General features: G+C 62.4%; 17 protein-coding genes. 12 read left to right on the forward strand and 5 right to left on the reverse strand.

What is annotated here, in order from left to right:
* Nucleotides 1–21 precede the first annotated feature (21 nt).
* Entirely contained in the window at nucleotides 22–3,420 is a 3,399-nt protein-coding gene (locus tag AB8B31_RS10790; RefSeq protein ID WP_028733780.1) for a YhdP family protein, read from the reverse strand.
* A gap of 125 nt (nucleotides 3,421–3,545) precedes the next feature.
* On the opposite strand from AB8B31_RS10790, the gene AB8B31_RS10795 reads away from it, so the two are divergent.
* The 5 genes from AB8B31_RS10795 (at nucleotide 3,546) to AB8B31_RS10815 (ending at nucleotide 8,399) form a co-directional block, all read left to right on the forward strand.
* On the forward strand, nucleotides 3,546–4,019 hold the full coding sequence (locus tag AB8B31_RS10795) for a peroxiredoxin (RefSeq protein WP_018242176.1): 474 nt from the start codon (nucleotides 3,546–3,548) through the stop codon (nucleotides 4,017–4,019).
* Nucleotides 4,016–4,843: a ferritin-like domain-containing protein gene (locus AB8B31_RS10800; RefSeq protein ID WP_018242177.1), complete on the forward strand. Its 828-nt coding sequence runs from the start codon at nucleotides 4,016–4,018 to the stop codon at nucleotides 4,841–4,843. The genes AB8B31_RS10795 and AB8B31_RS10800 overlap by 4 nt, the downstream gene beginning before the upstream one ends.
* Nucleotides 4,844–4,948: 105 nt before the next feature.
* A complete protein-coding gene (locus tag AB8B31_RS10805) occupies nucleotides 4,949–6,268 on the forward strand; it encodes a peptidoglycan DD-metalloendopeptidase family protein (RefSeq protein WP_018445217.1) in 1,320 nt (439 codons plus the stop codon).
* 138 nt (nucleotides 6,269–6,406) lie between these two features.
* Entirely contained in the window at nucleotides 6,407–7,969 is a 1,563-nt protein-coding gene (locus AB8B31_RS10810; RefSeq protein ID WP_018242179.1) for a DEAD/DEAH box helicase, read from the forward strand.
* A gap of 7 nt (nucleotides 7,970–7,976) precedes the next feature.
* Nucleotides 7,977–8,399: an NUDIX domain-containing protein gene (locus AB8B31_RS10815; RefSeq protein WP_018445215.1), complete on the forward strand. Its 423-nt coding sequence runs from the start codon at nucleotides 7,977–7,979 to the stop codon at nucleotides 8,397–8,399.
* Here the strand turns inward: AB8B31_RS10815 and AB8B31_RS10820 are convergent, their stop codons facing one another.
* Both AB8B31_RS10820 and AB8B31_RS10825 read right to left on the reverse strand, forming a co-directional pair.
* Entirely contained in the window at nucleotides 8,400–8,717 is a 318-nt protein-coding gene (locus tag AB8B31_RS10820) for a TfoX/Sxy family protein (RefSeq protein ID WP_018072246.1), read from the reverse strand. It lies immediately after the preceding gene.
* A 32-nt stretch (nucleotides 8,718–8,749) separates the two neighbouring features.
* On the reverse strand, nucleotides 8,750–9,244 hold the full coding sequence (locus tag AB8B31_RS10825; RefSeq protein ID WP_018242181.1) for a flavin reductase: 495 nt from the start codon (nucleotides 9,242–9,244) through the stop codon (nucleotides 8,750–8,752).
* A 286-nt stretch (nucleotides 9,245–9,530) separates the two neighbouring features.
* On the opposite strand from AB8B31_RS10825, the gene AB8B31_RS10830 reads away from it, so the two are divergent.
* The 5 genes from AB8B31_RS10830 (at nucleotide 9,531) to purB (ending at nucleotide 13,976) form a co-directional block, all read left to right on the forward strand.
* Nucleotides 9,531–10,613, forward strand: coding sequence for a branched-chain amino acid ABC transporter substrate-binding protein (locus tag AB8B31_RS10830; RefSeq protein ID WP_018445214.1), 1,083 nt, complete (start codon nucleotides 9,531–9,533; stop codon nucleotides 10,611–10,613).
* A 64-nt stretch (nucleotides 10,614–10,677) separates the two neighbouring features.
* Nucleotides 10,678–11,355: a ribulose-phosphate 3-epimerase gene (gene rpe / locus AB8B31_RS10835; protein WP_018242183.1), complete on the forward strand. Its 678-nt coding sequence runs from the start codon at nucleotides 10,678–10,680 to the stop codon at nucleotides 11,353–11,355.
* Complete coding sequence (locus AB8B31_RS10840) at nucleotides 11,352–12,077, forward strand: DUF2259 domain-containing protein (protein WP_018445213.1); 726 nt, start codon at nucleotides 11,352–11,354, stop codon at nucleotides 12,075–12,077. Before rpe ends, AB8B31_RS10840 begins: the two co-directional genes overlap by 4 nt.
* Nucleotides 12,078–12,109: 32 nt before the next feature.
* Nucleotides 12,110–12,595, forward strand: a complete 486-nt coding sequence (locus tag AB8B31_RS10845; protein WP_018445212.1) for a hypothetical protein — start codon at nucleotides 12,110–12,112, stop codon at nucleotides 12,593–12,595.
* Nucleotides 12,596–12,668: 73 nt separating this feature from the next.
* Entirely contained in the window at nucleotides 12,669–13,976 is a 1,308-nt protein-coding gene (purB, locus tag AB8B31_RS10850) for an adenylosuccinate lyase (protein ID WP_028733781.1), read from the forward strand.
* A 52-nt stretch (nucleotides 13,977–14,028) separates the two neighbouring features.
* Here purB and AB8B31_RS10855 read toward each other — a convergent pair whose 3' ends face one another.
* Both AB8B31_RS10855 and AB8B31_RS10860 read right to left on the reverse strand, forming a co-directional pair.
* Complete coding sequence (locus AB8B31_RS10855; protein ID WP_018445210.1) at nucleotides 14,029–14,508, reverse strand: low affinity iron permease family protein; 480 nt, start codon at nucleotides 14,506–14,508, stop codon at nucleotides 14,029–14,031.
* A 132-nt stretch (nucleotides 14,509–14,640) separates the two neighbouring features.
* Nucleotides 14,641–15,447 (reverse strand): DUF2189 domain-containing protein, encoded by an 807-nt coding sequence (locus tag AB8B31_RS10860; protein ID WP_026188409.1) that lies wholly within the window; start codon nucleotides 15,445–15,447, stop codon nucleotides 14,641–14,643.
* 175 nt (nucleotides 15,448–15,622) lie between these two features.
* Here AB8B31_RS10860 and AB8B31_RS10865 point away from each other — a divergent pair, with 175 nt between their 5' ends.
* Complete coding sequence (locus tag AB8B31_RS10865) at nucleotides 15,623–16,177, forward strand: RBBP9/YdeN family alpha/beta hydrolase (RefSeq protein WP_003559738.1); 555 nt, start codon at nucleotides 15,623–15,625, stop codon at nucleotides 16,175–16,177.
* Between the two features lie 96 nt (nucleotides 16,178–16,273).
* Nucleotides 16,274–18,571 carry a putative bifunctional diguanylate cyclase/phosphodiesterase gene (locus AB8B31_RS10870; protein WP_018242190.1) on the forward strand — a complete coding sequence of 766 codons (2,298 nt, stop codon included), beginning with the start codon at nucleotides 16,274–16,276 and terminating at the stop codon, nucleotides 18,569–18,571.
* The last annotated feature ends 30 nt before the right edge of the window (nucleotides 18,572–18,601 follow it).

Here is an 18,601-nt window from a genome sequence, read left to right on the forward strand (position 1 = left end):
GACCTCCCGGCTTCACCTGCCTCACTGGAACTCAAAGATCTGCCGGAAAACGCCAGGCGCGATGATCGACAGCGGGTTGATCTGCAGGTTCGGCTGGTCGAACTTGCCTGTCAGCTTGAAGGTGATGCCGATCAGGCCGCGGTCGCTGCCATTGCCGAGAATGACGCCGATCAGCGGCAATTCGGCAAAGAGCCGGTTGAGGCCGTAGGCCGGCATGAAAGTGCCGGTCATGTCCATGTTGCCCTTGCGATCGCGCACGATGCCTTGGAAGGTTGCGCCGATCTGGTCGCCGCGCAGCACGCCGTTCTCGATGCCGACCATGCCATTGCGCGAGACGACACGGGCAAAGCCGCGCTGGAAGCGCTGCGACGAGGTATCGATATCGCGTTTGACGGCTTCGTTGAGGCTGCGCTGCTCATTTCCGACAGGCGTCGAAACGATCGACCGCAGGCGTTGTTCGTTGACGATCGCGAAGCGGCGCACGTCGAGCGAGCCATCCCAGCCGCCCTCCGCCCCCAGCCGGATCGCCAGATTAAGCAGGCCGCCCTGCATGTGCTGGTAGAGATCGGCGAAACGTGACACCGCGCCGGCATCGCCACTGGTGATGTTGATGACGCCGCCGTCCTTCATCTGGCTGACCACGGCCTCGCCGCTGTCGGTAACGGCGGAGAAATTGAGCGCCTGCAGCTTGTCGCCGCGCAGTGATATTTGCGCCTGGAAATTGCCGACCTTCTCGTCGTTGAAGCCGATGACGTTTTTCAGCCTGGCGCGCACCGATACGCCGGTGTCGCCGGCATCCCCATCACCATCGCCGTCAGAGCCCGATTTCAACCGCGCGATGACCGGCCGCGCATCGGCGCTGTCGCCGGAGACCGAGACGTCAAAATTGCCCTTGCTACGTTTCACCGACAGGGCGAAATCGTCGAGCGAGGACAGCTTGACGCTGTCGAAATCAGCCGAGATCAGTCCGCCTTTGCCAATGTTCAGCGATCCGTTGGCGCCGAAACCATCGCCCTTCAGTCGAAAATTCTTGATCTGGGTATTGTCGGCCGGGCCGGACGTTTCGAATTCGGCCGTGGCGGCAATGCCGCTGCCCTTCGACCAGCCTATCCAAGGCAGTTCGAGCAGCGACTTGGTGAGGTCGAGCTGGACGTCCTGCCGGTCGTCATCGATCCGCGTCAGCACCATCTTCACGCTGCCGCCGACGATGCCGGAAAGGCCGGGTATCAGCTTGTTGCGCTGGTCTTCTGAAAGCGTCGCGGTGATCACCCGCTGCCGCACCGCCGTGTCGGATGCCTCGACCGGTTCGGTAAGATCGATATCGGCCGGGACACCGTCGATCTGGGCCTTGGCGTCGAGCGTGATCCGTTTCGGATTGCCGTTCAGGGTGCCGTCGAGATTGCTGATCGTGCGGCCGGAAAACGGCTTGGCAAGATCGATATCGGTGAGCTTCATTGCCGCCGTCCATTCGGCCGGCGGCGGGTTTTGCGAGGAGAGCAGGCCGAAATGCGCCTTCACATTCGCCTCGATCCGGCCCTTGAGATCGTCGGGCGTAAAGCCGGCGCGCTGCAGCACCCGGATCGGCCTGTAGGTCAGAAGCTCGCCAACGGCGTCCGCCGCTCCGGAGACCGCAAGATCGATATCGGCCATCAGTGGTTTATCGTAGGTGGCAGGCAAGATGAACGTCCCCTGCCCGAGACCGACGGACCGGCCGGAGGGGAAATAAGACGTGCCGCTCTTGATCGCGATCGTCGCAACCGGGCCGGTCAGGTCGAAATGTGCTGACGTGTCGCGGATCGGCGGAATGTCTCCGGCGACGTTCATCCGCGCACCCGTGATGTCGAAGCCGATGCGGATCTGGTTGGCGTCGAGCTTCAATCCCTTGCCGCCGGCTGCCTCGTCCAGCCTGCCAAAGGGAATGAAGACGGAAATGGCGGCATCGGTGACGGTGCCGCCGAAGAGATTGCCGTGCACCCAGTTGCGCACCTTGGGCGCCATCCAGAACGGCCAGAGCTGCTTGATCGCTATCGTCTGCAACTGTGACGACTGGCCGGCGAAGCTGATCTCCGGTGATTTTTCGCCGAGCTTGACATCAAGTGATCCGTAGAGCGCCCCAAGCGGGCTGGAAACCGTCATGTTGGGAAACTGGAATTCGCGGCCGGCGACCATGTAGCGCCCCGTCGCCTGGATGTCGAAGGAGAGCGGCTGCTCGCCGGAGCCGCCGGGGGCTGCCGTGCCGCCGCTGACGAGCAGGTCGATGCCGAAGCCTTTGCCGGCCTGCGGGTCGAGCTTGTCGAGATCGATCAGGGCGCCGTTGATGGGAAGCGTGGTCGCGCCGAATCGGGCGTTCGACCTGGCGATCTCGAGCGTCTGCTTGGAGAAATCATAGACGAGATTGATTTGGCCGCCCGACAGCTCCTGCGGATCGCCATCCGCATAGATCTGGCCAGGATCGATGTCGATCGTCGCCGCAAGCGCCGGCGGCGCCCCATCGCGCGCTCTGGTGGCCGACACCGTCAGGTCGACAAAAGCGCTGAGCCCCTGCCGGATCACGCCCTGATCGTTGCGTTTCAGCGCAAAGGGCGTGAGGTCGGCATGCTTGAGCGTCGCCACGACCTTCGACACGTGGCCGTCTTCCTTCTCGGCCAGCATGTCGAGCTCCGCCACCTCGCCGTTGAGCGCGACTTCGCCGGTCAATTGCAACGAGGACGGGCCGGCATGGGCAAAGACGAGATTGTCGATGACAAGCGACAGCGGACCGTTGGCGGTATCGGCAAGCTTGATGTCGATGCCGGAGATGCGCACCGAATTCGTCGAGCCGCGCGTCACGATGCTGTCGAACATGTCGAACTGCGAGAAGATCCTCTCCATCGCAGCCGGCACGGCGTCGATGCGCAGATCGTCGAGCTTGACGGGATTGCCGGAGGGCAGAAGCGCGGTATCGAGCGCGATATCCTCCGCTTCGATGTCCGCGACGGCGATGCGGCCGCGGAAAAGCTGCAGCGGATCGAGCCCCAGCCGCACCGAACCCGTCGTCGACAGGTGCTGGCCGCTCTCCTGGTCGATCATGTTGACGTTGCGCGCTTCAAGTGCCAGCCGAAAATCCGAAGTGAAGCGGATGACGGTGGAGCCGACCTCGGCGCGGTAGCGCGGTCCGGCCACACCATTCAGCGCCGCCTGAGCCTGCTGCGACAGCGGCTTGTCGAACATGCCGCTCTCGACGGTGAAAACGATGCCAGCGAGAATAAGGAGAATCAGTCCCAGAAATCCTGAGGTCAGCTTCGCCGTGCGGCGCATCGGCGAACGCGGCGGCGGGCAATGAACGATGATCGGATCCTCGGCCTGGGCGGACGGCAAGCGGTCCAGCGCAACGATATCCTTCTTGCGAAACGTGACCTTTTCGCCGCGGATGGCTGACATGCGCCCTCGGGCTCTCCCTTTAAGTGAAGAATTGAACCCGGCCATGCTGGACGGGTATCCGTCCACTATATAATTCGGGGAGAGAAAGTGTCATCCACAAACCCGGCAAAAGAAAGGTTTTCCCAATGGCGGTTCCCGGCATCGGCGTCTCGGCCCCTGATTTCAACCTTCCCCGCGACGGCGGCGGCCGCGTCACGCTGGCCGAATTCCACGGCAAGCCGCTCGTATTGTTCTTTTATCCCAAGGACGACACGACGGGCTGCACCGCAGAATCATTGGCTTTCACCGCGTTAGCAAGCGAGTTCGAAGCGGCCGGTGCTGCCGTCATCGGCATGTCGCCCGATTCGGCCGCGTGCCATGACAGGTTCATCAAGAAGCACCGTCTTTCGGTGGCGCTTGCCTCGGACGAGGAAAAGACGACGCTGCAGGCCTATGGCGTCTGGAAGGAAAAGAGCATGTACGGCCGCAATTTCATGGGCGTCGAGCGTACCACCTTCCTGATCCGCCAGGACGGCACGATCGCCACCATCTGGCAGAAGGTGAAGGTGCAGGGCCATGCCGAAACCGTACTCGAGGCCGTGAGGAATCTGGCGGCGTGACCGGGCATCTGGCGATAAGCTCGCTGCGCGGCGGCGCCATCGATGCGATCAGCTCGGCCGATCTCGACCGCAAGACGGCACTTGCGCAGGAAAGCGCCACCCGCTGGTTCGCTCGCCGGGTGTCGCTGCGCTCGCCGCTCGATGCGGCCCTGCCCGACAGGCCCGGCCGGCCCGACAAACCGGTGCTGACGCCGCCGACCCAGGTGGAGAAGCGCTCGCTGCATACGCTCAAAGGACGGATCGCTCTGCTCCACGCCATCGCTCATATCGAGCTTAACGCCGTCGATCTGGCGCTCGATATCGTTGCGCGATTCGCGACCGAGCAGGTGCCGAATTCCTTTTTCGACGGCTGGATGCAGGTCGCATTCGAGGAGGCGAAGCATTTCCGCATGGTGCGCGCCAGGCTCAACGATCTCGGTGCTGATTACGGTGACCTACCCGCGCATGACGGGCTCTGGCAGGCCGCCCATTCGACGCGCAACGACCTGACGGCAAGGCTGGCCGTCGTGCCGCTGATTCTGGAAGCCCGTGGCCTCGACGTTACGCCGTCGTTGCAGACAAAGATGCGCCAGACCGGCGATCTCGAAAGTGCCGATGTCCTCGACGTCATCTATAACGACGAGAAAGGCCATGTCGCCGTCGGCGCCAAATGGTTCCGCTTCCTCTGCGCCCGCGAGAAACGCGACCCGGCAAAAGCCTTCCAGGAGCTGGTACGGGCCAATTTCCGCGGACCGCTGAAGCCGCCCTTCAACGACCTTGCCCGCGCCGAAGCCGGGCTGACGCCGTCCTTCTACAGATCGTTGGCATCGATCAGCCACGCTTGAAGTCACTGAAATTTATGATGCGACGGCGGCAATGAAAGCATTCATTAACCATAACAGTGTCTAATTTTCCGAAAGAGGCGTAGAGCATCAATCGGGAGAGCCTGCGTGAACAGCGGACATCAGCACCGGGTATTCGGCAGGCGGGCACAGGAACATATCCTCATCCTGGCAAGCGGTGACAAGGTTCGCCATATGACGGTCCGGCCCTGGATGGCTGCGGTGGCCTTCTGCTTCGTCGGCGTCTTCTCGATCGGCTACCTCTTGGCCACGTCCTATCTCGTGCTGCGCGACGACCTGATCGGCGCCACCATGGCCCGACAGGCCCGCATGCAGCACGACTATGAAGACCGCATCGCTGCCCTCCGCGCGCAGGTCGACCGCATCACCTCCCGCCAGCTTCTCGACCAGCAGGTGGTCGAAGACAAGGTCGACAAGCTGATGGAGCAGCAGATGGCGCTCACCTCGCGCCATGGCAAGCTCGACAATCTGCTCGACCGGGCCGAAAGCTCCGGCCTGACGGAAAAAGATGGCGTCCTGCCTGCGCCGTCTTCGCCCGTTCAGTCCTATGCCCCCGATATCAAGGACAAGCGTGCTTCACTCACCGGCGGCGGCATCGAGGCGATCGAGAAACAGCTGGCAAGCGGCGCGCCCGCCGATGCGACGCCCGACAATTCTACGCTTGCCTATGTGCCGGCGACCGACACGGTCGGCGACCGTGCCGACCGCATCTTCTCCAAGGTGACGCTATCGCTGAAAGATGTCGAACAGGACCAGCGCAGCCGTGTCGAACAGCTGACGAGCGATGCCGGCAATGCCGCCAACGCCATCGAGACCGTGCTGACCCGCTTCAAGATTCCGATGCCCGAGACCGCCGCCAAGAAAGACGATGACGATGCCGTCGGCGGCCCCTATGTCGAGCCCGAAAGCAACGACGACTTCAACAATTCTCTGGTCGCGCTCGACGGCGCGTTGACCCGTCTCGAAGAGGTGCGCAGCACCGCCGAATCCCTGCCTTTCCGCAATCCCGCTATCGGCAAGGACGTGACGAGCCCGTTCGGCAATCGACGCGACCCTTTCCTCGGCCGCCTCGCGCTCCATTCCGGCATCGACTTCCGCTTTTCGCCGGGCGAAAGGATCCGCCCGACGGCCCCCGGCAAGGTGATTTCGGCCGGTTGGACCGGCGGCTACGGCAACATGGTCGAGATCGATCACGGCAACGGCATCTCGACGCGCTACGGGCATATGTCCCAGGTCCTGGTCAAGGTCGGCGACACGGTCGATCGCGATGACGTCATCGGCCTTGCCGGTAGCACCGGCCGCTCGACGGGCACGCACCTGCATTATGAAGTGCGCCAGGACGGCCACGCGGTCGATCCAGTATATTTCATGAATGCCGGCCTTAAACTCGCCACCTATATCAAGTAACTCCTGCCCGGTAACCAACGCTTCACTCTGCAATGGGTGCGGCGTCTCTATTTCTTGACTTGCCGGCCATTCGGGGCTATGTCGCGCTGCATTGCGGCATGCAATCCCGCCGACTCGTTCAGAGCTCGGCCGAACGGAATGGAAACAGTTTTCCCTTTGACGACATTTGCTGACCTTGGCTTAAGCCAAAAAGTGCTATCCGCTGTTACGGACGCGGGCTACACGATCCCAACGCCTATTCAGGCGGGCGCCATCCCGTTTGCGCTCGAGCGCCGCGATATTTGCGGCATCGCGCAGACCGGCACTGGCAAGACGGCATCCTTTGTTCTGCCGATGCTGTCGCTTCTGGAGAAGGGCCGTGCGCGTGCGCGCATGCCCCGCACGCTGATTCTCGAACCGACGCGCGAACTCGCCGCTCAGGTCGCCGAGAATTTCGAGAAATACGGCAAGAACCACCGCCTTAACGTCGCCCTTCTGATCGGCGGCGTTTCCTTCGAGGACCAGGACCGCAAGCTCGAGCGCGGCGCCGATGTGCTGATCTGCACGCCCGGCCGCCTGCTCGACCATTTCGAGCGCGGCAAGCTGCTGATGAGCGGCGTCGAGATCCTCGTCATCGACGAGGCCGACCGCATGCTCGACATGGGTTTCATCCCCGATATCGAACGCATCGCCAAGATGATCCCGTTCACCCGCCAGACGCTGTTCTTCTCGGCAACCATGCCGTCGGAAATTCAGAAGCTCGCGGACCGCTTCCTGCAGAATCCGGAGCGCATCGAGGTCGCAAAGCCGGCTTCCGCTGCAGCGACCGTGACTCAGCGCTTCGTCGCTTCGCACGGCAAGGATTACGAGAAGCGAGCGGTTCTGCGCGAACTCGTCCGCGCCCAGACCGAGCTCAAGAACGCTATCGTCTTCTGCAACCGCAAGAAGGATGTCGCCGATCTCTTCCGGTCGCTTGAACGCCACGGCTTCTCCGTCGGCGCCCTGCATGGCGATATGGACCAGCGCTCCCGCACGATGACGCTGCAAAGCTTCCGCGACGGCAACCTCCAGCTTCTGGTTGCCTCCGACGTCGCCGCCCGCGGCCTCGACATTCCCGATGTCAGCCACGTCTTCAATTTCGACGTGCCGATCCATTCCGAGGATTACGTCCACCGCATCGGCCGCACCGGCCGTGCCGGCCGCTCGGGTGCCGCCTTCACCTTGGTCACCAAGCGCGATACCAAATTTGTCGACGCCATCGAGAAGCTGATCGGCGAAAAGGTCGAATGGCTGAGCGGCGACCTGAATTCCCTGCCACCGGCAGAAGAAAGCCGGGAAACTGAACGCCCGCGGCGCAACAGCCGCGAGCGTGGTGCCAGAGATGGCGCAGCCCGAGATCGCGCGCCGAGAGAGAATGGCGACAGGGATCGTGGCCGCGGACGCGGCAGTCGCAGCGCTGCGAGTCATAAATCTGACAACGACATCCAGGATAATGGCGTAGACGTGATCGAAGCAGCACCAGTAAAGGCCGACATCGTGAAGAACGAGCGCAAAGCAGAGCAGAAGCCGCAGAACAATGCGCGTAACAATCGGCCTTACCCGGCAAACGACGACAGCCGCGACCGCCGCCGTCATCGCGATCACGACGACGGCCCGACCCCGATCGGCTTCGGCGATGATATCCCCGCCTTCATGCTGATCGCCGGCAGCGCCAAGGTCTGAACTTCCAATGGGCAGGCCCGGTATTGATTTTCCGGGTCTCGGCGTCGGCTTGGTGATTCTGCGCGACGCCAGGATCCTTCTCTACAAACGCATGCGTCCACCTGAAGCCGGCTATTGGAATATCGTCGGCGGCAAGGTGGATCACATGGAGCCGGCTGAGGAAGCTGCGCGCCGCGAGGCCGAAGAGGAAACCGGCCTGACGATCGGCCGCATCGAGCGCCTCGGCATGAGCGAGCAGATCATCGAGGCCGATCGCCAACACTGGATTTCGATCCTCTATCTCGCCCGTGACGTCGACGGCGAGCCGCAACTGACCGAACCGGACAAGCTTTCGGATTTCGGCTGGTTTCCTCTGACCGATCTGCCCGAGCCGCTGTCGGCCTTCACCAAGGCTGCCATAGCAGCCTTGCCGACCGCCGAACGCGGCTAGTCATTCGGCGCGAAGCGACGCCTCATAGGCAAGCCGCACCCATTTCGCCATTAGATCGGGATCGTCGTAGGCCTCGTCGGGGATTGACCAATAGGGCATCTTCACCGGCTTGCCGTTCTTGCCCTCATACGTCCATTGGGTGGCGCCGGCAGCGGCAAATTCCGGGGCGCTCGTCTCGTCGGCCTTCAGCAGCATCTCGTCACGCACTTCCAGCGCGATGATGCGCCCGAGATGATAGATGCCTTTGCCGCCGAACATGCGCTTGACCGTCACGGGGCCAAGCCCCTGAAACATTTCCTCGATCCCGGCATTGTCCATTCTTTATTCCTTCGAAATCCCGGCCACTCCAATCACAGCGCGTGATAATCCCGGTTCAGATAGATGAGCGCCGGGTGTTTTTCGCTGAAACGGACGGCCGCGACCTCGCCGAAGATGACGTTGTGCGTCGGCAGTTCCTTGATATCGATCACCCGGCAATCGAAGGCGGCAAGCGCGTCGGCGAGCACGGGCGCGCCGGTGGCAAGCATCTCGAAACGGGCGCTGGCGAAACGGTCGTCATTGGCAAGCGACGTGCGCCCGGAAAAGGCATCAGCAACGCCCTGATGATGGGCGCCGAGCGTGTTCAGCGCGAAAATGCCGCTGCGAAAGAAGATCTCGTTCTTCGGATTGGTGTTGTTGAGGCAGACCAGCACCGAGGCCGGATTGTCCGAAACCGAGCAGGCGGCCGTGATGGTGACGCCGCGGCGCAGCTCGCCCATCGCCGTCGTCACGAGCTGTACATGGCCGGCATAACGGCTCATGGCATCGCGATAAAGGCCAGGGTCGATATGCTGCCTGTTCAACACCTGCTTCTCCCGTACGCGCTTATTCTGCCTACTGCATAAATCCTTAAATCGGAATCGATTTAAGGACAAAATTATGCAGCCATTCAAAGTGCTACAGCGTCGTTTGCGCGCCTGAAAAGACGCGCGGCGCTGTAGTTCGACTTGCTATCGCGCCAATATGGCGAGCATCGGTTACCTTTTCTACAATAGGACCGGTGAAAAGCGCTGTGTTGCGCTTGTTTTTCTTTGACGATCGCGGCCTTGCGGATAAAAGGGCATGGACGATGGCTAGGGATCTCCGCCTTTCATGATCAACCTGCGTGGCATAGCAGCTTTTCTGGCGCTGCTGGGAGCGGCGGCGCAAGGCCATGCGGCCGGCGTGACAATCGGCGTCGTCGCCCCCCAGAACGGCCCGCTCGCCCTGCTCGGCGCCCAGATTACCGCCGGTGCCGGCTTCGAGATTCAGCAGTCAGAAAATACCCTCGTTGCCATCAACGAGACCTGCGAGGACAATAGCGGTGCTGCGGTCGCCGATGCGCTTGTCAATGCCAAGGTGCAGGTCGCGATCGGCTTTCTCTGTAGCGAAACGCTCGAAGGCGCGCTGCCGAAGCTGAAGGACGCCAGCATTCCCGCGATCACCGTCTCGGTGCGCTCCCGCATCCTCATGGAGGATGCGTTGAAGAACGGCTGGCCGCTCTTCCGGGCAGCACCCGCCGACGGTGCCGAGGCGGCAAAGATCATCGAGGCGATCCTGAAGGACTGGGCCGCCGATCCGATCGCCCTGATCGAGGACGGCACCATTCATGGCCGCGAACTGACGGAAGCGGTGCGCAATGCGCTGGAGCAGAACGGCCTGAAGCCGGTCTTTACCGATACCTACCGGCCAGGACAGGAGCAGCAGATTGCCCTTGTCCGCCGCCTGAAACGGGCCGGTGCCACCAGGGTCTTCATCGGCGGCGACCGCAATGACGTCGCCGTCATCGCCCGCGATGCCAAGGCTGAGAATATCCCGCTGTCCATCCTCGGCGGCGATGCCATGCGCGCTGCCGACCAGCCGCTGCCGTTGAATGAAGGCGTGCGCGCTGTCGCCCTGCCCGAATACGCCGTTCTGCCGGAAGGCACGGCTGCGGCCGACGCACTGCGCGCCAAAGGCATCGAGCCGGAAGGGTATGTCCTGCCGTCGCTGGCCGCGGCACTCATTGCCGGCCAGGCGGGGCAAGCCGCCACTGCGGCGGGCAAGCCCCTGCAGGAGACGCTTCTCGGCACGACATTCCAGACGCCGGTCGGCGCCATCGCCTTCACCGATGCGCATGAACTTTCGCAAAACCCCTACCGCCTGCTCGAATGGCGGGGCAACGGCTTTTTTCCACCTGGCGCACCGACACAATGAGCGGCGCGCCAGCCTTGAATTCGGGGCCCGCGGTCAAATGGCGGCCCATACGGAGTAAGATTTGATGACGCTGCCCATTCGCATTGCCCCCTCGATCCTCGCAGCGGATTTCGCCAGGCTTGGCGAGGAGGTGCGCGACGTGACGGCCGCTGGCGCCGACTGGATCCATCTCGACGTCATGGACGGGCATTTCGTGCCGAACATCTCCTTCGGCCCCGATGTCATCAAGTCGCTGCGCTCCTATACATCAGCCACCTTCGACTGCCACCTGATGATCTCGCCGGTCGACGACTATCTCGAAGCCTTCGCCAAGGCCGGCTGCGACCGTATTACCGTCCATGCCGAAGCCGGACCGCATCTGCACCGCTCGCTGCAGACCGTCCGCAATCTCGGCAAGAAGGTCGGCGTGACGATCAATCCGGCGACATCGCTCAGCGCCATCGAGAACGTGCTCGACGATGTCGACCTCATCCTGATCATGTCGGTCAATCCCGGTTTCGGTGGACAGAAGTTCATTCCTGCGATGGCGGCAAAGATTGCCGCGGCGAAGTCACTGATTGGTGACCGGCCGATCGAACTCCAGGTCGACGGCGGCGTCACAGTGGAAACGGCGCCTGATATCGCCCGGGCGGGCGGCAACGTTCTCGTCGCCGGCTCGGCAATTTTCAAGGGCGATACGGTCGAGGATTATCGCCGGACTGTCGCCGATCTGCGTCAGGCAGCCGAAGGGGCACGAGCATGAAAAAACGTCTGATCATCGGCGGCATGCTTGCCGTTGCATTTGCCGGCCTGCCCGGCCTGTCACTTGCCGGCGACATCGCCAATATCCAGCCGATCGGCTTTTCCGCCGACGGCAAGGTTTTCGGATTCCAGGAATTCGGCATCGAGCAGAGCGGCGACGTCCCCTACTCCAACACTTATTTTGTCGATACCGACAGCGGCCAATATCTGGAGGGCACGCCCTTCCACACGGAACTGACCGATAAGGACGCCAATCTTTCCAAGGCGCGGCGGCAGAACCTGACGGCGGCGCGCAGCCAGATGGACAAATACGATCTTCTGACCAATCCGGGCCTGATCGCCGCATTCAATCCGCCGACCGAACTCGGCTCCCCTTCGAAGACGATCCGCTACACGACGCTTGCGACCGACGGCCCGCCGAAATCGCCCTATACGCTCTCGCTCGGCGAGATGCCGGTGCCGACGCCGAAGGATTGCGCTGCGGCCAACAAGCGGGTCATCGGCTTCAGCCTGCAAATGATCGAAAAGGAAGGCGCTCCGAACCGGCAGGCGGCGCGCCAGGCGATGGCGGTTCCGGCCGAGCGCGTATGTTCCATCGAATACCGGATCGGCGGCGCTGTGGTCTACCAGCCGGAAGCCGGAAACCAGGTCCATATCGCCCTTGTCCTGGCCTTCGATGCCGAACGGAACGGCCGCTGGATCGCCGTTCCGGTTCATCCCTGAGCACGGATCACCCGAGGACGGATCGCCCCAGGATGGATCGTCTAAGAGCTGCACGGCCGCCCTACCCCGATCTGATCGCCGGCGCGTTGCTTTGGGGCATGCAGATGCTTGCCGCCGCCATGCTCGGCCTTTACCTGCGCAACGGCCTGCAGACGAGCCGCCTTGCCGAGGTCGCAGCACTCTATTTCGCCGGCGGTCTGTTCGCCTGGCCATTCGCCCTGCCGGTCGCCCGTTTCTTTGCTTATGGCAGGCCGCCGGAGGCGCGTTTTGCCGCATTTTTCGTGACGCTGACAGCAGCAACGATCCTGATGACCGCCTTCCTCTTCGCCATGGAATACCGGATCTTCTACTCGCGCTGGCATGCGCCCTTCGGAAGCGTCGTCTGGGCTTTCCAGTTCGTCTTCACCGGTGCCAGCGCCGTCTACCAGTTCCTGGTGATCGGCCTGCGCCTTTTCCTGCCGCTTGGCCTCGTCTGCCTTGTCGCAAGCAGCTATCATCTTGCCAAACGCATGCGTTGAGATTGCCGCCCGTCTTTGCTACAGGGGCGCTAACCTCGATAAAGCAAACCTCTTGAAGTGAAGGCAGCCGCTCATGATCCCGCGTTATTCCCGGCCCGAAATGGTCGCCATCTGGTCTCCCGAAACCAAGTTCCGCATCTGGTTCGAGATCGAGGCGCATGCTTGCGACGCGTTGGCCGAACTCGGCGTCATCCCAAAATCGGCGGCAAAGACGATCTGGGAGAAAGGCGGCGCCGCCACCTTCGACGTCGACCGCATCGATGAGATCGAGGCCGTCACCAAACATGACGTCATCGCCTTCCTCACCCATCTCGCCGAGATCGTCGGCCCGGATGCGCGCTTCGTCCACCAGGGCATGACCTCGTCCGACGTGCTCGACACCTGCTTCAACGTCCAGCTGGTCCGCGCCACCGACATCCTGATTGCCGATATCGACCGGCTGCTCGAAGCGCTGAAAAGCCGCGCCTTCGAACACAAGGACACCGTCACTATCGGCCGATCGCATGGCATCCATGCCGAGCCCACCACCTTCGGCGTCAAGCTGGCGCTCGCCTATGCCGAATTCGAACGCTGCCGCCAGCGCCTCGTCGCCGCCCGCGAGGAAGTCGCGACCTGCGCCATATCAGGCGCCGTCGGCACCTTCGCCAATATCGATCCGCGCGTTGAGGAACATGTCGCCGAAGCGCTTGGCCTGAAGGCCGAGCCGGTCTCGACACAGGTCATCCCGCGTGACCGCCACGCGATGTATTTCGCCACGCTCGGCGTCGTTGCCTCATCGATCGAGCGGCTGGCGACCGAGATCCGCCACCTGCAGCGCACCGAGGTGCTGGAAGCCGAGGAATATTTCTCGCCTGGCCAGAAGGGCTCCTCGGCCATGCCGCACAAGCGCAACCCGGTTCTGACCGAAAACCTGACCGGCCTTGCCCGCATGGTCCGCTCTTACGCAATGCCAGCGATGGAAAACGTCGCCCTCTGGCACGAGCGCGATATCTCGCATTCCTCGGTCGAGCGCATGATTGGCCCAGATGCCACCGTGACGCTCGATTTCGCCCTGTCGCGGCTTGCCGGCGTCATCGAAAAGCTGCTGGTCTATCCCGAGAATATGGAGAAGAACCTCAACAAATTCCGCGGCCTCGTCCATTCGCAGCGCGTCCTGCTGGCGCTGACCCAGGCCGGCACCTCCCGCGAGGATGCCTACCGCCTCGTCCAGCGCAACGCCATGAAAGTGTGGGAACAGGGCAAGGACTTCCTGGAAGAACTGCTTGCCGACGCCGAAGTCCGCGCTGCTCTGTCGGAAGAGGACATCCGCGAAAAATTCGACCTCGGCTACCACACCAAACATGTCGACACGATTTTCCGACGGGTGTTTGGCAACGCGTGAGCGGTTCGAGATCAACGATATGGCGGCGCCCTTGCAGGCGCCGTTTTTATGTCTAGCTTTTCTCAAGCGGCCGTTGTTTTTGCTTCGGTGCTTTGGCAGCCACAGGACGCTTGCGTGCCTCCGACTTTTTCAACGGCGCCGCTTTCACTGTCTCCGCTGTCCGGCAAGCCTCCGTCTCGCCCCTGCCTTTGGCGGCCTTGGCGACCAGCTCGTCGAGACGTTTCAGCTCTTCCTCGTCGAGATTCTCGATACCGATGAAACGGTTCTCGGCATGGCTGGTCAGGATGATTTCATTGAGCTTGGCCTGGATCGCCCGCGTGTCGCGTGTCTGGGCGTTCTGCAGCACGAAAACCATCAGGAAGGTGATGATCGTCGTGCCGGTATTGATGACCAGCTGCCAGGTTTCCGAATAATCGAAGAAGGGGCCGAGGGCCGCCCAGATAGCGACGGCGATCAGTGCCAGGATGAAGATGATGGGTTTGCCCGCCCATTCCGATACCTTGGTTGCGAAGTGGGCAAACAGATGCTTCATCGTCACCTCAAAGATCCTCCCTCGAAGTCTCCGGAGCATGAGGTCGACGGACATCATGCTCTGGCTAAACAAACTCCGAGGCAGGTTCGAGGTTCCCCAGGGATCCGAGATTCCCTGCTGAAAGGGCTGTGGTTACGCTGTGGTTTCCCGCGCAATCAGCTTGCGATAGAGATGCCAGGTCGCATGGCCGAGGATCGGGATAACCAGCGCAAGCCCGGCAAAGACCGGGATGGTGCCGATGACGAGGAGTGCTGCGACGATCAGGCCCCAGAGCAGCACCGGCACCGGATTGAGAATCGTCGCGCGGATTGACGCCGTGACGGCGGCTACCGCCCCGACATCGCGGTCGAGCAGCAGCGGAAAGGTGATGACGGTCATCGCCAGCACCACGAGCGCAAAGACGAAGCCGATGAGATTGCCCCAGATGATCAGCTGCATGCCCTCTGACGTGCCGAAGACCTGGCGGAAGAAATCCGCCATGCTGCGCGGAAAGACCTCGCCGAGCAGATTGCTGTAGAGCGTCTGTGCGGTCACCAGCCAGACGACGAAGAGGCCGCAGAGCATCAGCCCGACCGCCACAATCGACGGCAGTGCCGGCGAATGGCGCACATCGAGCGCATGCGTCCAGGACGCGTCGAGGCCGGCCTCGCGCCGGCGGCTGATTTCATAGAGGCCAATCGCAGCGATCGGGCCGATCAGCACAAAACCCGCCATAAGCGGGAAGACCATCGGCAAAAGGTTGGCGCCCGAGGTCCACAGCGTCAGGAAGACGCCGGCGATCGGATACATCAGGCACAGGAACACATAGTGGGACGGTTTCTCCATGAAATCCTCGTATCCGCGCTTCAGCGCGTCGAAGACGTCAGCTATACCGATGCGATTGACGACGGGCCGCGCCAAGCTTTCGCTAGCACCCGTCATGACATGAAATGCCGCCATGGTTTTCTCCTCCTCAGCCGAGACCTGATCGGCGGCGGACAGCATCGGCGGGCAAGCCGACACGAAATCCGCAACCGGCACTGGAGCAATATAGCAACTTTCAACGCCCGTGTCGCTCTCTCCCTTGGCACCCCCTCTTGACATCTTGGACCAGCTTTCTCACATCGGCGACACTATGAAAGCCTCAGACGCAGATATCCTCATCATCCCCGGTTACACCAATTCCGGCCCGAGCCACTGGCAAAGCCGCTGGGAGGCAAAGCTCAGCACGGCGCGGCGCGTCGAACAGGCCGAATGGACGAAGCCGGTTCGCGAGGATTGGATCGCCCGCATCGCCGAGGAGGTGAACGCGTCGACCCGTCCGGTCGTCCTGGTCGCCCATTCGCTGGGCGTGCCCTCGGTGATCCACGCCATCCCGCATTTCCGCAACCGCGTGGCAGGCGCTTTCTTGGTCGCCCCGCCCGATGTGGCCAATCCCGACATCCGCCCAAAGCACCTGATGACTTTCGGTCCCTATCCGCGTGATCCGCTGCCCTTCCCGTCGATCACGGTCGCCAGCCGCAACGATCCGTTCGGCAGCTACGAGCATGCCGACGAGATTGCCAGCAGTTGGGGCTCCTTCCTCGTCGATGCCGGCGAGTCCGGTCATATCAATGCCGATTCCGGTCACGGTCCCTGGCCGGAAGGCACCATGGTCTTTGCCCAGTTCCTCGGCCGGCTCTCCCCCTGATCGAGGAAAAGGCGCTATCCCGCTTGTTGAGCAAGTGCTTTCTAAGTCTTTCTTAATGGAATGACCGCAGACTGCGCCGAGGTGAGATAAGCGAGAATGCCCGTGAAGAAAGCCCATTCAGAGGCCGGTGATCCGCATGGCGATGCCGCAGCGGCTGAGGCAGGTATCGGCAATGGGGCGACCGACGATTGCGACCTGGCAGAGCGGGAAAGCCGCTGGAACCATGCGCTCGTCGGCTCGGGCCTTGGCGTATGGGATCACAACTACCGTCTCGACCGAAAATATTACTCGCAGACGTGGAAAACTATCCGCGGCATGGCGCCCGACGAGGAAGCCGCCGGCGATTACGATGCCTGGCTGCAACTGGTTCATCCCGATGATCGCGATTTCGTCGTCCATGCGATCGACCGGCAGAATGCCGGCGATCCCAATTACCAGATCTTCGAGTATCGCGAGCGCCACAAGGATGGCCACTGGGTCTGGATCGAGTGTCGCGGCGCCTGCGTGGAATGGGACGAGAGTGGCGTGCCGACGCGCATCGTCGGCACGGATACGGATATCACCGCCCGCAAGCAGGCCGAGGAGACGCTGTCGCGTTTGTCGCGCCGGCTCGATCTGGCGCTGGAGATTTCCCGCATCGGCGTCTTCGAGGCGGATATCGAGCATGATGTCGTCGAATGGGACGAGCGCCTCATTGCCATTTACGGCCTGCAGGGCGCCTCGCGGCAGATCGGCAGCGACGCCTGGGCGAAAAGCCTGCATCCCGACGACCGCGAGCGCGTGCTTGGCTTGTCCGACCGTAGCGTCGAAAGCGGCAGTGATTTCCAGCAGGAATACCGCATCATTCGCGGCGACGGCGTCGAACGCGTCATCCGTGCCCGCTCGGCCTTCTTCATCGACGGCAACGGCCACCGCAAGCTGATCGGCGCCAACTGGGACGTCACCGAGGAAGTCGCGCTCCGCAACGAGCTGCAGCGCGCCAAGGATCTGGCCGAGGCGCGCAACCGCGAGCTCGAAGCCGCCAAGGAGAGCATCGAGCACCTGGCGCTGCACGATTATCTCACCGGCCTGCCGAACCGCCGCTATCTCGACAAGATGCTGGGCGAGCGTTCGGCCGAATGCCGGGCAAAGGGCCTGGCGCTGGCGATCCTGCATATCGATCTCGACCGCTTCAAGCAGATCAACGACACGCTTGGCCACCGGGCTGGCGACGCCATGCTCCAGCATGCCGCAAGCGTGCTGAGAAATTCCGTCCGCGCCACCGATTTCGTCGCCCGTATTGGCGGCGATGAATTCGTCATCCTCTGCGCCGTCGATCCCGCGTCGAAGAAGATCGCCGGCCTTGCCGAACGTGTTATCCGCGAATTGCGCAAACCCGTCAGATATGAGGGTCACGATTGCCGTTTCGGCGCCAGCATCGGCATCGCCATCGATAGCGGATCGACGCTCGACGCCAAGCAGATGCTGCTCGACGCCGATATCGCGCTTTATCGGGCCAAGGGCCTGGGCCGCAACCGCTTCGAATTCTTCTCGGCCTCTGCCCGCCGCGACATCATCTCCGCCAAGCACCTCGCCGACGAGATCCTGATCGGCCTCGAGCGCAATGAATTCGTGCCCTTCTATCAGCTGCAGTTCGATGCCCGCACGCTCGATGTCGCAGGCATTGAAACGCTTGCCCGCTGGCAGCACCCGGTGCACGGGCTGCTGACGCCCGACCGCTTCCTCGATATCGCCGAGGATCTCGACGTCGTCTCGACCATCGACGCCCTGATCCTGGAGCGAGCGCTGGCCGACCGCAGCGTCTGGATCAAGGACGGGCTGCCGATCCCGAAGATATCGGTCAACGTCTCCGCCAGGCGGCTCGCCGACCCCGATCTCGGCAAGAAGCTTCGCGCCCTGAAGATCGAGCCCGGCACCATCTCATTCGAGCTGCTGGAATCGATCTCGCTCGACGATTGTGACGAGGCGGTGGCCGCCAACCTGAAAAAGCTGCGCAAGCTCGGCATCGACATCCAGATCGACGATTTCGGCACCGGCCATGCCTCGATCGTCAGCCTGCTGCGCCTGAGCCCGAAAACGCTGAAGATCGACCGCGAACTGATCCGCATGCTGCCGCAATCGTCCGAGCAGCGCAAACTGGTCGGCTCGATCATCGATATCGGCCGCTCGCTGAACATCCTGGTCATCGCCGAGGGCGTCGAGACGGTGGATCATATCCGCATTCTCGAAGAACTCGACTGTGACACACTGCAGGGCTACGCGCTCGCCCGGCCGATGCCGGCCATGCAGATCCCCTCCTTCATCCGCGCCGGAAGCTGGCGCCACGGGCAAATCGCCGCTCGCGCCTTGCAGACGCAACTTCGTCGCGCGCTGCGAAGCAGAGCCGCCAAATAAAAACCTGCATAAGCGGCCCGCCATTTTGCC

The sequence above is a fragment of the Rhizobium sp. 62_C5_N11_2 genome (assembly GCF_051811185.1).
Lineage (GTDB): Bacteria > Pseudomonadota > Alphaproteobacteria > Rhizobiales > Rhizobiaceae > Rhizobium > Rhizobium leguminosarum.